Here is a 15,474-nt window from a genome sequence, read left to right on the forward strand (position 1 = left end):
GCCAGTGTCCGGCATCAAGATCAGTGGTGAGAAGCGGCTCGTGCTCGTCTCGGGGCGTGCACACCCCGAACTCGCGGAAGCGATCGCCGAGGAGTTGGACTCGGAGCTCGTCCACACGGACGCCCGGACGTTCGCGAACGGTGAGATCTACGCTCGGTACGACGAGAGCGTCCGCGGCAGTGACGCGTTCGTCATCCAGTCGCACTGCGCGCCGATCAACGAGTGGCTCATGGAGCAGCTCATCATGGTGGACGCGCTGAAGCGTGCGTCGGCGAAACGCATCACCGTCGTCGCACCGTTCTACCCCTACGCGCGCCAGGACAAGAAGGGTCGTGGACGCGAGCCGATCTCCGCTCGCCTCGTCGCCGACCTCTTCAAGGCGGCCGGTGCCGATCGCATCATGTCGGTCGACCTCCACGCAGCGCAGATCCAGGGCTTCTTCGACGGCCCTGTCGACCACCTCTTCGCCATGCCGGTGCTGCTCGAACACTTCCGTGAGAAGCTCGACCCGTCGACCCTCACGGTCGTCTCGCCGGACATGGGGCGGGTGCGTGTCGCCGACATCTGGAGCGACAAGCTCGGGGCGCCCCTCGCGATCATCCACAAGCGCCGCGACCCGCTCGTCCCGAACCAGGTGACGGTGCACGAGATCGTCGGAGAGGTCGAGGGGCGCGTCTGCCTGCTCGTCGACGACCTCATCGACACGGGCCGCACGATCGTCAAAGCGGCGGAAGCGCTCAAAGCGGCCGGCGCGATCGGCGTCGTCGTCGCGGCGACCCACGCGGTCTTCAGTGACCCCGCTCCCGAGCTTCTGCAGTCGGACGCGATCGACTCGGTCGTCGTGACCGACACGCTCCCGATCTCCGACGCCAAGCGCTTCCCGACGCTCGAGATCCTGCCCATCGCTCCGCTCATCGCGCGCGCGATCCACGAGGTCTTCGACGACGGCTCGGTGACGTCGATGTTCGACGGCGCCGCCTGACTCGAGGAGCGTTCAGGCGGCGTGCACCATGACGTCGTCGACCTCGCGTCATGGCGTCATCGGCGTCACCCGTCGTTCACCGCCTCGTGAGAGGGTGATCGGGTGAGCATGTCCACGCCGTCCGGGTCTGTTCCGAGCGCGGCCGGGAGAACCGACCTCGAGCGGCGGCTCGGTCTCCGCGACGCCGTGATGATCGGTCTCGGGTCGATGATCGGCGCCGGGGTCTTCGTGGTGTTCGCTCCGGCCGCCTCATCGGCGGGCGCGCTCCTGTTCGTGGGGCTGCTCGTCGTCGCCGTCGTCGCGTGGTGCAACGCCCGCTCGACGGCGCGGCTCGCGGCGGCGCACCCGACTTCCGGGGGTGCCTACACATACGGGCGCGCCGAACTGGGGCCGGTGTGGGGCTTCGTCGCCGGTTGGTGCTTCGTCGTCGGCAAGACCGCGAGCTGCGCGGCGATGGCGCTCGCCGTCGCCGCCTACGTCGCCCCGGCGGATCTCGAACGCGCCATCGCCGTCGCGGTCGTCGTGGCGCTCACGATCGTGAACGCGCTCGGCGTGACGAAGACGGCAGCCATGACGCGCGTCATCGTCGTCCTCGTCCTCTGGGTCCTCGTGGTCGTCGTGGTGGCGGGGATCGCCGCGGGCGGTGCTGCCGTCGTCCCGACCGACAGTCCGACGGGCTCGAGGACCGTCTCGCCCCTGGCGACCCCGCTCGGGGAGACCTACGGCGTGCTTCAAGCCGCGGGCCTGCTGTTCTTCGCGTTCGCGGGGTATGCGCGCATCGCGACGCTGGGGGAGGAGGTCCGGGCTCCCGAGCGGACGATCCCCCGCGCCGTGACGATCTCGTTCCTCGTCGCGCTTGCCGTCTACACCGTCGTCGCGTTCGTCTGCCTCGTGACTCTTGGTGTCGACGGTCTGGCCGCGAGCCGCGAACCCCTCTCCGACGTCGTCCGCGCCGCCGGTTGGGCCGCCGCCGTGCCGATCGTGCAGGCGGGTGCAGCGCTCGCGGCTCTTGGCGCCCTCCTCGGGCTCATGGCGGGCATCGGCCGGACGAGCTTCGCGATGGCGCGGGAGGGCGACCTTCCGCGGTTCCTCGAGCGCGTCCACCCGCGCTCGCGCGTCCCGGTCCGGGCCGAGATCATGCTCGGTTGCCTTGTCGCCCTGCTCGTGCTGTTCGTGGACGTGCCGACCGCCGTGACGCTCTCCTCGGCGGGTGTGCTCGTCTACTACGCGGTCGCGAACATCTCGGCGTTCCGCCTGGCCGCGCGGGTGCCATCGGTGCGGGCGCTCCGCGGCACGGCCGTTCTCGGGCTCATCGGCTGCGTCGTGCTCGTGCTCGCGCTTCCCCCGCTCGCGGCCGCTTCGGCGCTCGGAGTGGTCGCCGTCGGGGTCCTCGGTCGTCTCATCGTGCTGCGAGTGCGCTCGCGCTCATGATCATCGACGGCGCCAATTCCGTCCCGAGGGCGCTCCGTGTAGGTGGCGCCCTCGTGCGGGTGTAGCTCTTTCGCTAGTAGAGGAAGATCGGGAACCAGTCGCGGCTGTGGGCGTGCACGAGCACGAGGAAGAGCACGAAGTCGAAGAGCAGGTGCACCGCGACGACGAAGCTCAGCGACTTCGTGAGCGTGAAGGTGAGCCCCTGGATGAGCGCGAACGGGAAGATCAGTAGCGGCCCCCACGCGTGGAAGCCGAGTTCCCAGAGGAACGACGTGAAGATCACGGCCTGCAGGACGTTCGCCGTCCAGAGCGGGTAGTGGCGCCGCAAGAGGGCGAAGCACGTGCAGATGAAGAAGAGCTCGTCCCAGATGCCGAGCGCATTGGTGCCGAGGAAGAGGCGGAACACGGAACCGGCGTCCGTCGCGGCCGGCCAGTTCTCGAACACCCCCGTCGAGATCATGTAGACGGGCAGGATCAGGTAGCCGAGGGCGACGATGCCGACGAGGTAGCCGTACTCGCGCAGAGTCCAACGCTTGCCCGTCAGCACGGGGAACCTCACCGCGTGGTCGCGGAACCAGAACCGGGACGCGAGGTAGGGGCCGAGGACCGCGGCCACGAGTGCGGCGCCCATGACGAGCATGTGACCCCACTCGATGTTGGTGCTCACCTCGACGAGGCTCACGACCACGACGCCGAAGGCGATGAGCGAGAGGTCACGTCCGAGCGCGCGGTCGACGACGAAGCCGAGCACCACCGCTGCGCCGAGCACGAGGTAGGCACCGGGACGCCAGTGCAGGCCGAACATGAGCAGTCCCGAGAGGGACAGGAGGACGCCCGGAGCGAGGTGCACGAGCGTCCTCGTCGTCGATCCGCTCCCGGTGTGAGGGACGGTCGTCGTCGTCATCGTGCCAGCCGTCCCGTCGTCATCGCCGATCGTCCTGCCGCCCCGTCGATACGGCTCAGTGGGTGTCGACGGCGCTGATCTCGGAGCGGTCGCCCGACCACAGTGTGTGGAAGGTGCCCTCCTTGTCGACGCGCTTGTAGGTGTGTGCCCCGAAGAAGTCGCGTTGACCCTGCACGAGTGCGGCCGGCAGTCGGTCGGCACGCAGTCCGTCGTAGTAGGACAGCGACGACGAGAAGGCCGGGGCGGGGATGCCGGCGTGGGCCGCGGTCGCCACGACCCGGCGCCAGCTGTCCTGAGCGCCTGCGACGGCGTCCCGGAAATACGGGGCCGTGACGAGGGCCACGAGGCCGGCGTCATCCACGTACGCCTCGGTGATCCGGTTGAGGAACTGGGCGCGGATGATGCAGCCGCCGCGCCAGATCTTCGCGATCTCGCCTTTCCGGATGTTCCAGCCGTACTGCTCGGCGCCCGCGACGATTTCGTCGAAGCCCTGAGAGTAGGCGATGATCTTCGACGCGTAGAGCGCGCGACGCACGTCTTCGATGAACGTCTCAGGGTCATCGACGGTCCAGGCGTCGCTCGGACCGGGCAGATCGGTCGCCGCGGCACGCTGAGCGGGCTTCGAGGAGAGCGACCGGGCGAAGACGGCTTCCGCGATGCCCGAGACGGGGATCCCGAGATCGAGGGCGGTCTGGACCGTCCAGGCCCCCGTGCCCTTGGCGCCGGCCTGGTCGAGGATGACGTCGACGAGCGGCTGCCCGGTCTCGGCGTCGACCTGCCGGAGCACCTCTGCGGTGATCTCGATGAGGTAGCTCTCGAGCTCGCCGGTGTTCCACTCGGCGAAGACATCGGCGATCTCGGCGGGGGACTTGCCGGTACCGCGACGGATGAGGTCGTAGGCCTCCGCGATGAGCTGCATGTCGGCGTATTCGATGCCGTTGTGGATCATCTTGACGAAGTGCCCCGCGCCGTCGGTGCCGACGTGGGTGACGCACGGCTCGCCCTCCGCGACCGCGGCGATCGAGGAGAGGATCGGGCCGAGGGTCTCGTAGGACTCCGCCGAGCCGCCCGGCATGATGCTCGGGCCGTTGAGTGCGCCCTCCTCGCCCCCGGAGATGCCGGCGCCCACGAAGTGGATGCCCGTCTCACGCACGGCCTTCTCGCGACGGATCGTGTCCGTGAAGAGGGCGTTGCCGCCGTCGACGATGATGTCGCCGGGCTCGAAGACCTGGGTGAGCTGGTCGATCACGGCGTCCGTGCCCGCTCCGGCCTTGACCATGATGATCGCGGTGCGTGGTGTGGAGAGGCTCGCGGCGAACTCCTCGATCGTCTTCGAAGCGACGAAGCCCGCCTCGGGGTGTTCGGAGAGCAGCGTCTCCGTCTTCTCGTACGACCTGTTGAACACGGCGACGGTGTTGCCCTCGCGGCTGGCGAGGTTACGGGCGAGGTTGGACCCCATCACCGCCAGTCCGACGACTCCGATGTTGGCTGTTCCGTGCGCGTTCTCCGCCATGGACGTGCTCCTGTCGATTCAGTTCTCGTGAGCCCGGCGCTTCGTGGTGCCGCTTCGGGCCGAGGACAACGATACCGGCATTCCCTGCGGCTTTCGCGGGCTGTTCGGGCACCCGGCCGGTGGGTATCGTCGGTGGACCGTGCGGGCCTCGTCGTGCTACGGTCTCTGATAAATCTGACGTATTGGCTTTCACGGTCGCAGTAGTCGGATGTAAAGAAGCGTCCGACGGAAAACCGATGGAGGAACGATGTCGTCCCATTCACTGCCCTCGATCGTCGTCATGGGTGTCTCGGGAAGCGGGAAGTCCACGATGGGCGCCCTGCTCGGCGCGCGTCTCGACATCCCGTTCATCGACGGCGACGACCTCCATCCGGACGAGAACCGCGAGAAGATGCGTGCCGGGTACCCCCTCGAGGATGACGACCGGTGGCCGTGGCTCCACCGCATCGGCGAGCTCATCGACGCGGGCCTCGTCGAGGGCCACCCGACGATCGTGGCGTGCTCGGCTCTCAAGAGGAGCTACCGGGACCTCATCCGTCGGCACGCCCCGGACGCCGTCTTCGTCCACTTGCGCGGATCGACGGAACTCATCGCCGACCGCATGGGTGCGCGCGACCACGAATACATGCCCGCGACGTTGCTCGGTTCGCAGCTCGCGACCCTCGAACCCCTCCAGGACGACGAGCGCGGCGTCGTCGTCGACGTGACGGCGAGCCCCGACGAGCTCGCCGATCAGATCATCGCGGCGCTTCCCGCCGTGACGACGGCCTGACCTCTCCCGATCACCCACTCGAAGGACACCGATGTCTCCGACACTCTTCCGGACCGCGACGACGCCGAACGGCGCCGAATTCGACCTGCTCTGGACCTTGCCACCGGCCGCTCTCCTCGTGATCGCCGCTGCGGCCATCGCATTGCTGCTCGTGCTGATCATGCAGTTCCGCATCCACGCGTTCCTCGCGCTCATCATCGTGAGCCTGCTCACGGCGATCGCGGCGGGCATCCCCGTCGGGATGATCGTCACCGTCCTCACACAGGGCTTCGGAGGGACGCTCGCGACGGTCGCGCTCCTCGTGGGTCTCGGCGCGATGCTCGGCCGGATGCTCGAGCTGAGCGGGGGAGCGCAGGTCCTGACGGACGCGCTCATCCGTCGCTTCGGAGAGAAGCGAGCCCCCCTCGCCCTTTCCGTGGCGTCGCTCATGATGGGCTTCCCGATCTTCTTCGACGCGGGACTCGTCGTCATGCTGCCGATCATCTTCACCGTCGCCCGACGCCTCGGTGGTTCCCTCCTGCTGTACGCCTTCCCCGCGGCCACGGCGTTCTCGGTCATGCACATCTTCGTGCCTCCGCACCCCGGCCCCGTCGCCGCCTCCGGTCTCCTCGGCGCGAACCCCGGCATCGTGCTCCTTCTCGGGCTCGTGGTCGCCCTCCCGACCTGGTACGTCGTGGGGTATCACTTCGGTCGCTTCGTCGGACGCCGCTACGACATCGCGGTCCCCGAGATCCTCGGGCGGGCCGACTCCTCGGACAACGCCTTCGCCTCGTCCCCGAAGCTGCGCACGATCGTCTTCCTCCTCGTGCTGCCGCTCGTCCTCATCTTCCTCAACACCGGATTGAACTTCGCCGCGACGGCCGGCTGGGTCTCCCTCGACGAGGTGTGGGTGCAGGCGCTGCGCCTCCTCGGCGAGACGCCCGTCGCCCTCCTCATCACGGTCGTCCTCGGCATGTGGCTGCTCGGTTGGGGTGCGCGCAAGGAGCGCACTCTCGTCGAGACGGTCGTCGACGGCGCCCTCGGTCCGGTCTGTTCGATCATCCTCATCACGGGTGCCGGTGGCATGTTCGGCGGCGTCCTGCGCTCGAGCGGAATCGGAACGGCACTCGCGGGCTCGCTCGACGCGATCGGTCTGCCCGTCATCGTCGCGGGCTTCCTCATCGCGGCGATCGTCCGCATCGCCCAGGGTTCGGCGACGGTCGCGCTCACGACGGCCGCGGCACTCGTACAGCCGATCGTCGTCGACTCGACGTCGTTCAACCCGATCGAGGTCGCCGCGATCGTTTTGAGCCTCGCCGCCGGTTCGGTCTTCGCCGGCCACGTCAACGACTCGGGTTTCTGGCTCGTGAGCAAGTTCTTCGGCATGGACACGAAGACCACCCTCAAGACGTGGACCGTCGGTCAAGCCCTCGTCGGCGTGTGCGGGTTCATTCTGTCGCTCGCGATCTTCCTGATCGCCGGCGCGTTCTAGAGGGGGTCGCCGTGACGATCGACACGCTCTTCGGCCTGCGCGGCCGAGTGGCTCTCGTGACGGGATCGAGCCGCGGAATCGGCCGAGAACTCGCGACGGCTCTCGCGGACGCTGACGCCACCATCGTGCTCAACGGGCTCGACGCGGACCGCCTGGAGTCCGCGCGAGCCGAATTCGCCACCCGCTTCGGTGCCGAGCGGGTGTTCGCCGTCGCGTTCGACGTGACGGACGAGTCGCAGGTCTCCGCGGCCGTCGAGCACATCGAGAGCGAGATCGGTCCCATCGACGTCCTCGTCAACAACGCCGGCATCCAGCACCGCGTCTCCCTCGTCGACGTGGCCCTCGCCGACTGGCAGAGGGTGCTCGACGTGAATCTCACGAGTGCCTTCCTCGTGGGGCGCGAGGTCGCGCGGCGGATGATCGGGCGTGGGGCGGGCAAGGTCGTCAACATCTGTTCGGTCCAGACGGACCTCGCGCGACCGACGATCGGCCCCTACACCGCGGCCAAGGGGGGACTGCGCAACCTCACGCGCGCCATGACCGCCGAATGGGCGGGATACGGGATTCAGGTCAACGCCGTCGCTCCGGGCTACATCCACACCGAGATGACCCAGAACCTCGTCGACGACGAACGGTTCAACTCCTGGATCGTCGGTCGGACACCGGCCGCGCGTTGGGGGACCCCGGCCGATCTCGCGGGCCCCGTCGTGTGGCTGTCCTCCCGCGGCTCCGATTTCGTCAACGGTCAGGTCGTCTTCGTCGACGGCGGTATGACCGTCGTCGTCTGACGCGACGACGCCTCCGCAGCTCGCCCACCCCAAGGAGAACAAGCGAATGAACGCCGCGAACGGGGACACCGCGACCACCGTTGCCGTCGTGGCGCATGGCCGCGACGACGTCCGCGTCGACGAGATCCCGCTGCGCGAACCGGACGCCGACGAGGCGATCGTGCGCATCGCGTTCGGTGGCGTGTGCGGCTCGGATCTGCACTACTGGACCCACGGCGCCGCGGGGGAGTCGATCCTCCGCGAACCCCTGATCCTCGGGCACGAGGTCGTGGGCACCGTCGAGCGGGCCGCCTCGGACGGCTCGGGTCCGGCGGAGGGGACACGCGTGGCGGTTCATCCCGCGACCGTCGTCGAGACGGGGGAGCGCTACCCCTCCGATCGCCCCAACCTGTCACCGGGCGGCACCTACCTCGGCAGCGCCGCACGGGTGCCCCACACGGACGGGGCCTTCGCGACTCGTGCGCTGCTCCCGACCCGGATGTTGCGCGCCCTCCCGGCGGGGCTGTCCCTCCGCGACGCCGTCGTCGCCGAACCCGCCGCCGTCGCGTGGCACGCGGTGTCCCGCGCGGGACGGGTCGAGGGCAAGCGCGTCGCCGTCATCGGCGCCGGTCCCATCGGTGCGCTCATCGTCGCGGTGCTGAAGAGAGCTGGCGCGACGGACATCATCGCCGTCGACATGGTCGCGGGACCGCTCGAGCGTGCGACACGGCTCGGCGCCACCCGGACGCTCCTCGCCTCGGATGCCGATGCGATCGCCGCACTCGACGCCGACGTCGTCTTCGAGTCCTCGGGCAGTCCGCGCGGACTCATGTCCGCCGTGCGTGCGGCGGCGCGGGGCGGCCGAGTGGTGATGGTGGGACTCCTCCCTAGCGGGGAACAGCCGGCCCTGATCTCCCTCGCGATCACGCGCGAGCTCGAGCTCGTCGGCTCGTTCCGCTTCGCCGACGAGATCGACGACGTGCTCGGTGCGCTCGCCGACGGATCGCTCGACGCTGGCGCCGTCGTGACCCACGAGTTCCCCGTGGAGGACGCGCTCGCCGCGTTCGCGATGGCGAAGGACTCGGCGGCGAGCGGCAAGGTCGTCATCGCCTTCTGAGGCGGCTGTCGACGGCGGCGGTGACGGCGGCTGGCGGCGAAGCGCTGACGACGGCAACGCTGACAACGGCGACGCTGGCGGCAGCGCACTGAGGGCGGGCGCTTCGTCCTCCGTCAGACGCGCGGGTCGAAGGCGCGCGGCTGCCCCTGCCAGATCGATTCGACCTCGGTCATCGTGCGCCGCATGATCTTCTCCATCGCGGAGCGCGCCATGGTGGCGCGCCCGCCGTGGATCGCGTCGGCGACGTCGACGTGCAGTTGGAGCGCCTCGTCGTGCGGGCGTTCCGGCATGAGGCCTTGCTCCGTCCGTCCGCTCAGCACTTCGGAGACGACGCTCGAGAGTCCGGCGAACATCTCGTTGCCGCTGGCGCGGAGGACGAGCGAGTGGAACTCGGTGTCGAGCACGAGGAACTCGTCGAGCCGCCCCTCTCGGCCCACGCTGCGCATCCGTGCGGCGAGTGCGAGGAGCTCGGAACCCAGGTCGTCGGGAGCGTGCCGCGCCGCGAGTTCGGCCGCGTAGGGCTCGAGCGCGCTGCGGAGTTCGGTCAGCGAGCGGAACTGCGCGCCGCGACCCATTCCCGCGAGGCGCCAGCGGATGACGAGCGGGTCGATCAGGTTCCACGAGCCGACGGAGCGGACCCGCACACCGACGCGACGCACGGATCTCACGAGGCCGAGCGACTCGAGGACGCGGAGGACCTCGCGGACGACCGACCGCGAGACGTCGTACCGTTCGGCGAGGGCCTCGGCGAGCACCGTCGACCCGGCGGCCAGCTCACCCGAGACGATGCGCGATCCGAGATCGTCGAGCACACGGTCGTGGAGGCTGGACATCATGGTCAGACCCTACCGCGACGCCCACGGGACGCTCGGATCGAGCGGTGCGGCCGGCGTGGGGTAGACTCTCACACTGAACTTCGGCGAGGGAACCCGTCACCGCCTCCGGCGGCATCGGGAACCGTTATCGACGCGGTGAGCGGGCTTCACGGCTTTTCCTCACGCGCAATGCGTTCGAGTTGATTCAACAGTCCCGCCCGGACCGGCTCCGCCGGCTCGAGCGACCGAACTGGGCCGTGACGGTCCGCAAGGAGAACACCATGTCCGACGACAACAAGGTCATCGCGGAAGCCCGCGCGTCCTTCGGCAAGGGCGCTGCCCGCAAGATCCGCGCTGCCGGAAAGATCCCCGCGGTCATTTACGGCCACGGAACCGACCCCCAGCACGTCACGCTGCCGGGCCACCAGATGCTGCTCATCGTGCGTAAGGCCAACCAGATCATCACGCTCGACATCGACGGCACCGACCAGCTCGTGCTCGTGAAGGATGTCCAGCGCGACCCCGTGCTCTCGATCATCGAACACATCGACCTCATCGTCGTCCGCAAGGGCGAGAAAGTCACCGTCGACGTGCCCGTGCAGCTCGAGGGCGAGTCCGCCCCCGGCACGATCGCGAACCTCGACGCGACCTCGGTCTCGCTCGAGGTCAGCGCGACCGACATCCCCGAGCGAGTCACCGTCTCGATCGAGGGCCTCGAGGAGGGCGCCCAGATCTCGGCCGCCGACCTCACTCTCCCCGCGGGCGCCGCTCTCCTGAGCGACCCGGAGACGCTCATCGTCGCCATCTCGACGCCGGCCGCACCGTCGGCCGATGACGAGGCCGCCGATGCCGCTTCCGCCGAGGCGGGCGCGGACGCCGACTCCGAGTAGTCGACCGCTCCGCAGAACCGCCTCATGGCAGACGTCTGGCTCGTAGCCGGGCTCGGGAATCCCGGGCCCGGCTACGCGGCCAACCGTCACAACGTGGGCCAGATGGTGCTGTCGGAACTCGCGTCCCGGCTCGGGGCGCGGTTCTCCCGGCACAAGACGCCGAACCTCGTGGCGGAGGGACGCATCCGGCCCGGGGCCGCGAAGCTCGTGCTCGCCGCCCCGACGACCTATATGAACGAGTCGGGCCGCGCCGTCGCGCCGCTCCTCGACTACCTCTCCATCGCGCCGGACCGGCTCATCGTCGTGCACGACGAGCTCGACATCCCCTTCGACACGGTGCGCATCAAGAACGGTGGGGGACACGGTGGCCACAACGGCCTCCGCGACATCATCAAGGCGACCGACTCGTCGCCGTTCGTGCGCGTGCGCGTCGGGATCGGACGCCCTCCTGGTCGCCAGGACGCCGCCGATTTCGTGCTCAAGGACTTCTCGTCGACGGAGAAGCAGTCGCTGCCGTCGCTCATCGCGGACGCTGCCGATGCCGTCGAAGCGATCGTCGAGGACGGCCTGGTGGCGGCGCAGCAGCGGTTCCACGCCCCGAGTCCCTAGTCGGCCCCGCGGTTTTCTCGTGACTACCCAGGGCGGGGAGCGCGCCCGCACAACCCGGACCGGCTGTCGGCGGTCCCGCGTAGACTTGTGCGGTGACTCTTCAGGGCCTGATTCCCGCGCTGTCGCGCGCCTCCAGCTTCCAGAAGGCTCTCGGCTACGCCGGTCGTGACGCCGACTTCTCTGCGCCCGACGGCCTTCGCGCTCCTCTCCTCGCGAGCCTCGTCGAGGCACGACGGCAGCGCGGCGAGTCGGCGGCCCTTTTCGCGATCACTCCGACGGGTCGTGAGGCCGAAGCGTTGCGCGCGGCCCTCGCGAGCCTGTTGCCCCAGGCCGAGATCGTCGAGTTCCCGGCGTGGGAGACCCTTCCTCACGAGCGCCTCAGCCCGAGCGCCGAGATCGTCGGCAAGCGCATTCACGCCCTCCGGCGCATGCGCACGTGGAACGGGGTCGACCCGCTCGTCGTCACCGCATCGGTCCGGGCCGCACTGCAACCGATCGCCGACAACCTCACCGACATCGAGCCGGTCGTTCTGCACGCCGGTGCCCGCGGGGAGGACCTCGGCGAGATCACGCGTCGCCTCGTCGAACTCGCGTACGTCCGCGTCGACATGGTCTCGCGCCGGGGCGAATTCGCCGTCCGCGGCGGCATCCTCGACGTCTTCCCGCCCGTCGCTTCGCACCCGCTGCGTGTCGAGTTCTTCGGAGACGAGGTCGAGACCGTGCGCGCCTTCAGCGTCGCCGACCAGCGCTCGCTGCCCGACGTGATCGAATCGGTCGAGCTCCCGCCGAGCCGCGAGCTGCTCCTCGGCGACGGCGTGCGTCAGCGCGCGGCGGAGATGGTGCACGAGTTCCCGAGCCTGTCCTCGATCCTCGAGAAGGTCGCGAACGGCATCCCCGTCGAGGGCATGGAATCGCTCGCGCCAGCCCTCGTCGACCATCTCGTGCCCGTCACGCACTACGTACCGGTGGGAGCCGCCGTCGCCGTCGTCGCGCCCGAGCGCGTCGCATCGCGAGCGATCAGTCTGTCGGAGACGAACCGCGAATTCCTCGCCGCCGCCTGGAGCGCGGCGACCGCGGGAGCCGAGGCGCCCATCGATCTCGAGAGCGGCGAGTTCCTCTCCCTCAACGCGCTCAAGGACTCGCGCGAGCAGAAGGGCGTGCGCGAGCCCTGGTGGACCGTGAGCTCGTTCCAGGCGGGACCCGGGGACCGGCCTGTCGACGCGAACGGAGACCCCGTCGAGATCGACGTCGACGAGATGCTCACGGTGCGCGTAGACGCCGATCCCGTGCCGAGCTTCTCGGGCAACGTCGAGGGCGCGGTCGGTCACGTCGCGGCGCTGCTCGCCGACGGGTGGTCGGTCGTCGTCGCGGCACAGGGCGCCGGCCTGGTCGAACGGGCGCGCGACGTGCTCTCCGAGCGCGGCCTCGCCGCTCGCATGGTCGACGTCCTGCCGGAGGACCCCGAACCGGGCGTCGCGCACCTCGTGCAGGCGAGTGCCGAGAACGGCTTCCAGCTCGCCGAGATCAAGCTCGCCGTGATCGGCGAGTCGGAGTTCTACGGGCGGACGGCGGGGTACGACTCCCGGTCCGTGAAGAAACTCGCCTCTCGGCGCAAGAACGTCGTAGACCCCCTCCAGCTCCAGGCCGGCGATTTCGTCGTGCACCAGACCCACGGCATCGGCAAGTTCATCGAGTTGAGCCAGCGCGAGGTCTCCTCGGGCGGTCGCAACCCGACGAAGACGATGCGGGAGTACCTCGTGCTCGAGTACGCGCCGTCGAAGCGGGGGTATCCGGGCGACCGGCTGCTCGTCCCGACGGACCAGCTCGATCTCCTCACCCGCTACGTCGGCGGCGAGGCCCCGCAGCTGTCCAAGATGGGCGGGAGCGATTGGGCGCAAGCGAAGGGCAAGGCGCGCAAAGCCGTTCGGGACATCGCCGTCGAGCTCGTCAAGCTGTACTCGGCGCGGATGGCATCCCGGGGGCACGCCTTCGGCCCGGACACCCCGTGGCAGCGCGAACTCGAGGAGGCGTTCCCCTTCGCCGAGACACCGGACCAGCTGACCACCATCGACGAGGTCAAGCGCGACATGGAGAGCCCCATCCCGATGGACCGGCTGCTCTCGGGCGACGTCGGGTTCGGCAAGACCGAAGTCGCGGTGCGTGCCGCATTCAAGGCCGTGCAGGACGGCAAGCAGGTCGCGATCCTCGTGCCGACGACGTTGCTCGTGAAGCAGCACTTCGAGACCTTCCAGGAGCGTTTCGCGGGTTTCCCCGTGCATCTGCGCGCCCTCAGCCGGTTCCAGACGGACAAGGAGGCGCGCGAGGTCATCGAGGGCCTCGAGCGCGGCACGGTGGACGTCGTCATCGGGACGCATCGCATCTTGACCGACCGGATCCGCTTCAAGGATCTCGGACTCGTCATCATCGACGAGGAGCAGCGATTCGGCGTGGAGCACAAGGACGCGCTCAAGAAGCTCAAGACGAACGTCGATCTTCTCGCGATGAGCGCGACGCCGATCCCGCGGACCCTCGAGATGGCGGTCACCGGTATCCGGGAGATGTCGACACTCGCGACGCCACCCGAGGAGCGCCACCCCGTTCTGAGCTTCGTCGGACCACGCAGCGACAAGCAGATCGCCGCGGCCATCCGTCGCGAACTGTTGCGGGAGGGCCAGGTGTTCTTCGTCCACAACCGGGTGTCGAGCATCAACCGGATCGCCTCGCAGATCGCCGAGCTGGTGCCGGAGGCCCGCATCGCGGTCGCCCACGGTCAGTTGTCGGAGCATGTGCTCGAGCAGGTCGTGGTGGACTTCTGGGAACGCCGATTCGACGTCCTCGTCTGCACGACCATCATCGAGACCGGTCTCGACATCCAGAACGCGAACACGATCATCATCGACCGTGCCGACAAGTACGGTCTCAGTCAGTTGCATCAGCTGCGAGGTCGCGTCGGTCGAGGCCGGGAGCGGGCTTACGCGTACTTCCTCTACGACGAGACGAAGCCGTTGTCCGAGACGGCGAACGACCGGCTGTCGACGATCGCCGCGAACAACGAGCTCGGTAGTGGCATGCAGGTCGCGCTCAAGGACCTCGAGATCCGCGGGGCGGGCAACCTGCTCGGCGGGGAACAGGCCGGCCACATCGCGGGAGTCGGCTTCGACCTCTACTTGCGCATGATCGGCGAGGCCGTGTCGACCTTCCGGGGCGACGTCGCCGAGGGGCAGACGGAGCTGCGGCTCGAGCTGCCCGTCGATGCGCACATCCCGGAGGACTACATCGACAGCGAACGGCTGCGACTCGAGGCATATCAGAAGCTCTCGGTCGCGAGCGCTCCGACGGCGGCCACCGACCAGATCGACCTCGTCGTCGACGAGCTCACCGACCGGTACGGAGAGCCTCCGGCAGCCGTCGCGACACTCGTCGAGGTCGCTCGTCTCCGTCAGCGAGCCCAGCGATCGGGCCTCGGAGAGCTCGTCGCGATGGGCAGCAACCTCCGCGCGGCACCCGTCGAGCTGCCCGATTCGCTCCAGGCGCGTCTCCGACGCATGTACCCGCAGGGCAAGTTCATGAAGCAGACGAACGCGCTCGTCGTGCCGATGCCCCGCGTCGACGGTGAACCCCTCGCCGACCACGACCTCATCGTGTGGGTGCGTCAGTTCCTCGACGCCATGGTCCCGGTCCCGAAGGACACGGAGAGGGCGACGGTCGCGGAGCGGAGCGCCTAGGGCGTGTCTCCCTGTTCGTTGATGGCTCTCCTGCCCAATGATGCTTGGAACCGGATGAGGTACCCGTCGGGGTCCGTGACGAGGAATTGGCGCACTCCGGCCTCGGTGTGTTCCTCGATGCGATACCACTTCGTCTCGGGCGCCATGAACAGTGAGTAGTTGGCAGCGTCGAGCGCGATGAGAATCGGATCGAGGCTCTTCACACCGATCTGGAAGTTGATGCCACGCCCGAGGGGCGGTTGTAGTGGTCCGGTGACCCAGTTTCGCCCGACGCCTCGTTCCTCGAGCATGATGTGCGCTGAGCCGAGAGAGACGTATGCGAATCCTTCTCCTGGGCGCTCGTAATCAATCTGGAATCCGCAGAGACCGCACCAGAACTCGATGCTCTTCGACCTATCACTGACCAGCAATTCGGGGACGAGCGCGGGACCAGCGGTCGAGGAGTTCACTCGTTCATCGTGGCAGACCTTGCAGCGTG

At 68.7% G+C, this 15,474-nt stretch carries 13 protein-coding genes; 9 read left to right on the plus strand and 4 right to left on the minus strand.

All coding sequences use genetic code 11. The features are described 5' to 3' along the window. The first annotated feature begins 4 nt into the window (after window positions 1–4). The gene (locus ELQ92_RS07750; RefSeq protein ID WP_128498408.1) at window positions 5–982 is read left to right on the plus strand and encodes a ribose-phosphate diphosphokinase; all 978 of its coding nucleotides are present in this window, start codon (window positions 5–7) and stop codon (window positions 980–982) included. Window positions 983–1,090: 108 nt separating this feature from the next. After that, window positions 1,091–2,413 (plus strand): APC family permease, encoded by a 1,323-nt coding sequence (locus ELQ92_RS07755; protein WP_128498557.1) that lies wholly within the window; start codon window positions 1,091–1,093, stop codon window positions 2,411–2,413. A 73-nt stretch (window positions 2,414–2,486) separates the two neighbouring features. On the opposite strand, the gene ELQ92_RS07760 is transcribed toward ELQ92_RS07755, so the two are convergent. Then, window positions 2,487–3,317 (minus strand): CPBP family glutamic-type intramembrane protease, encoded by an 831-nt coding sequence (locus ELQ92_RS07760; protein ID WP_128498409.1) that lies wholly within the window; start codon window positions 3,315–3,317, stop codon window positions 2,487–2,489. A 55-nt stretch (window positions 3,318–3,372) separates the two neighbouring features. Continuing rightward, window positions 3,373–4,830: an NADP-dependent phosphogluconate dehydrogenase gene (gene gndA, locus ELQ92_RS07765; RefSeq protein WP_128498410.1), complete on the minus strand. Its 1,458-nt coding sequence runs from the start codon at window positions 4,828–4,830 to the stop codon at window positions 3,373–3,375. 247 nt (window positions 4,831–5,077) lie between these two features. Between gndA and ELQ92_RS07770 the strand changes: the two genes are divergently transcribed. From ELQ92_RS07770 to ELQ92_RS07785, 4 genes are read left to right on the plus strand one after another with little or no spacing between them, the layout of a single operon-like run. Next, window positions 5,078–5,602, plus strand: coding sequence for a gluconokinase (locus tag ELQ92_RS07770; RefSeq protein WP_243694921.1), 525 nt, complete (start codon window positions 5,078–5,080; stop codon window positions 5,600–5,602). Between the two features lie 31 nt (window positions 5,603–5,633). After that, a complete protein-coding gene (locus ELQ92_RS07775) occupies window positions 5,634–7,073 on the plus strand; it encodes a GntP family permease (RefSeq protein WP_128498411.1) in 1,440 nt (479 codons plus the stop codon). A 17-nt stretch (window positions 7,074–7,090) separates the two neighbouring features. Continuing rightward, entirely contained in the window at window positions 7,091–7,861 is a 771-nt protein-coding gene (locus tag ELQ92_RS07780; protein ID WP_128498559.1) for an SDR family oxidoreductase, read from the plus strand. Between the two features lie 46 nt (window positions 7,862–7,907). Then, window positions 7,908–8,957 (plus strand): zinc-binding dehydrogenase, encoded by a 1,050-nt coding sequence (locus ELQ92_RS07785; protein ID WP_128498412.1) that lies wholly within the window; start codon window positions 7,908–7,910, stop codon window positions 8,955–8,957. A gap of 113 nt (window positions 8,958–9,070) precedes the next feature. On the opposite strand, the gene ELQ92_RS07790 is transcribed toward ELQ92_RS07785, so the two are convergent. Then, window positions 9,071–9,793 (minus strand): FadR/GntR family transcriptional regulator, encoded by a 723-nt coding sequence (locus ELQ92_RS07790; RefSeq protein ID WP_128498413.1) that lies wholly within the window; start codon window positions 9,791–9,793, stop codon window positions 9,071–9,073. Window positions 9,794–10,053: 260 nt separating this feature from the next. Here ELQ92_RS07790 and ELQ92_RS07795 point away from each other — a divergent pair, with 260 nt between their 5' ends. From ELQ92_RS07795 to mfd, 3 genes are all read left to right on the plus strand, one after another. Further along, window positions 10,054–10,662 (plus strand): 50S ribosomal protein L25/general stress protein Ctc, encoded by a 609-nt coding sequence (locus ELQ92_RS07795; RefSeq protein ID WP_128498414.1) that lies wholly within the window; start codon window positions 10,054–10,056, stop codon window positions 10,660–10,662. Between the two features lie 24 nt (window positions 10,663–10,686). After that, window positions 10,687–11,271, plus strand: a complete 585-nt coding sequence (pth, locus tag ELQ92_RS07800) for an aminoacyl-tRNA hydrolase (RefSeq protein WP_128498415.1) — start codon at window positions 10,687–10,689, stop codon at window positions 11,269–11,271. Window positions 11,272–11,363: 92 nt separating this feature from the next. Continuing rightward, window positions 11,364–14,996 carry a transcription-repair coupling factor gene (gene mfd, locus ELQ92_RS07805; RefSeq protein ID WP_128498416.1) on the plus strand — a complete coding sequence of 1,211 codons (3,633 nt, stop codon included), beginning with the start codon at window positions 11,364–11,366 and terminating at the stop codon, window positions 14,994–14,996. On the opposite strand, the gene ELQ92_RS07810 is transcribed toward mfd, so the two are convergent. After that, complete coding sequence (locus tag ELQ92_RS07810; protein ID WP_128498417.1) at window positions 14,993–15,445, minus strand: bleomycin resistance protein; 453 nt, start codon at window positions 15,443–15,445, stop codon at window positions 14,993–14,995. The genes mfd and ELQ92_RS07810 overlap by 4 nt on opposite strands. Window positions 15,446–15,474 lie beyond the last annotated feature (29 nt).

Source organism: Labedella populi (assembly GCF_004078655.1).
In the GTDB taxonomy this organism is placed as follows: Bacteria; Actinomycetota; Actinomycetes; order Actinomycetales; family Microbacteriaceae; genus Labedella; species Labedella populi.

Coding starts and splice junctions, on each gene's coding strand:
- ELQ92_RS07775 (WP_128498411.1), top strand. CDS start 5,634: ATGTCTCCGACACTCTTCCGGACCGCGACGACGCCGAACGGCGCCGAA.
- ELQ92_RS07770 (WP_243694921.1), top strand. CDS start 5,078: ATGTCGTCCCATTCACTGCCCTCGATCGTCGTCATGGGTGTCTCGGGA.
- gndA (WP_128498410.1), bottom strand. CDS start 4,830: ATGGCGGAGAACGCGCACGGAACAGCCAACATCGGAGTCGTCGGACTG.
- ELQ92_RS07760 (WP_128498409.1), bottom strand. CDS start 3,317: ATGACGACGACGACCGTCCCTCACACCGGGAGCGGATCGACGACGAGG.
- ELQ92_RS07790 (WP_128498413.1), bottom strand. CDS start 9,793: ATGATGTCCAGCCTCCACGACCGTGTGCTCGACGATCTCGGATCGCGC.
- pth (WP_128498415.1), top strand. CDS start 10,687: ATGGCAGACGTCTGGCTCGTAGCCGGGCTCGGGAATCCCGGGCCCGGC.
- ELQ92_RS07795 (WP_128498414.1), top strand. CDS start 10,054: ATGTCCGACGACAACAAGGTCATCGCGGAAGCCCGCGCGTCCTTCGGC.
- ELQ92_RS07785 (WP_128498412.1), top strand. CDS start 7,908: ATGAACGCCGCGAACGGGGACACCGCGACCACCGTTGCCGTCGTGGCG.
- ELQ92_RS07755 (WP_128498557.1), top strand. CDS start 1,091: ATGTCCACGCCGTCCGGGTCTGTTCCGAGCGCGGCCGGGAGAACCGAC.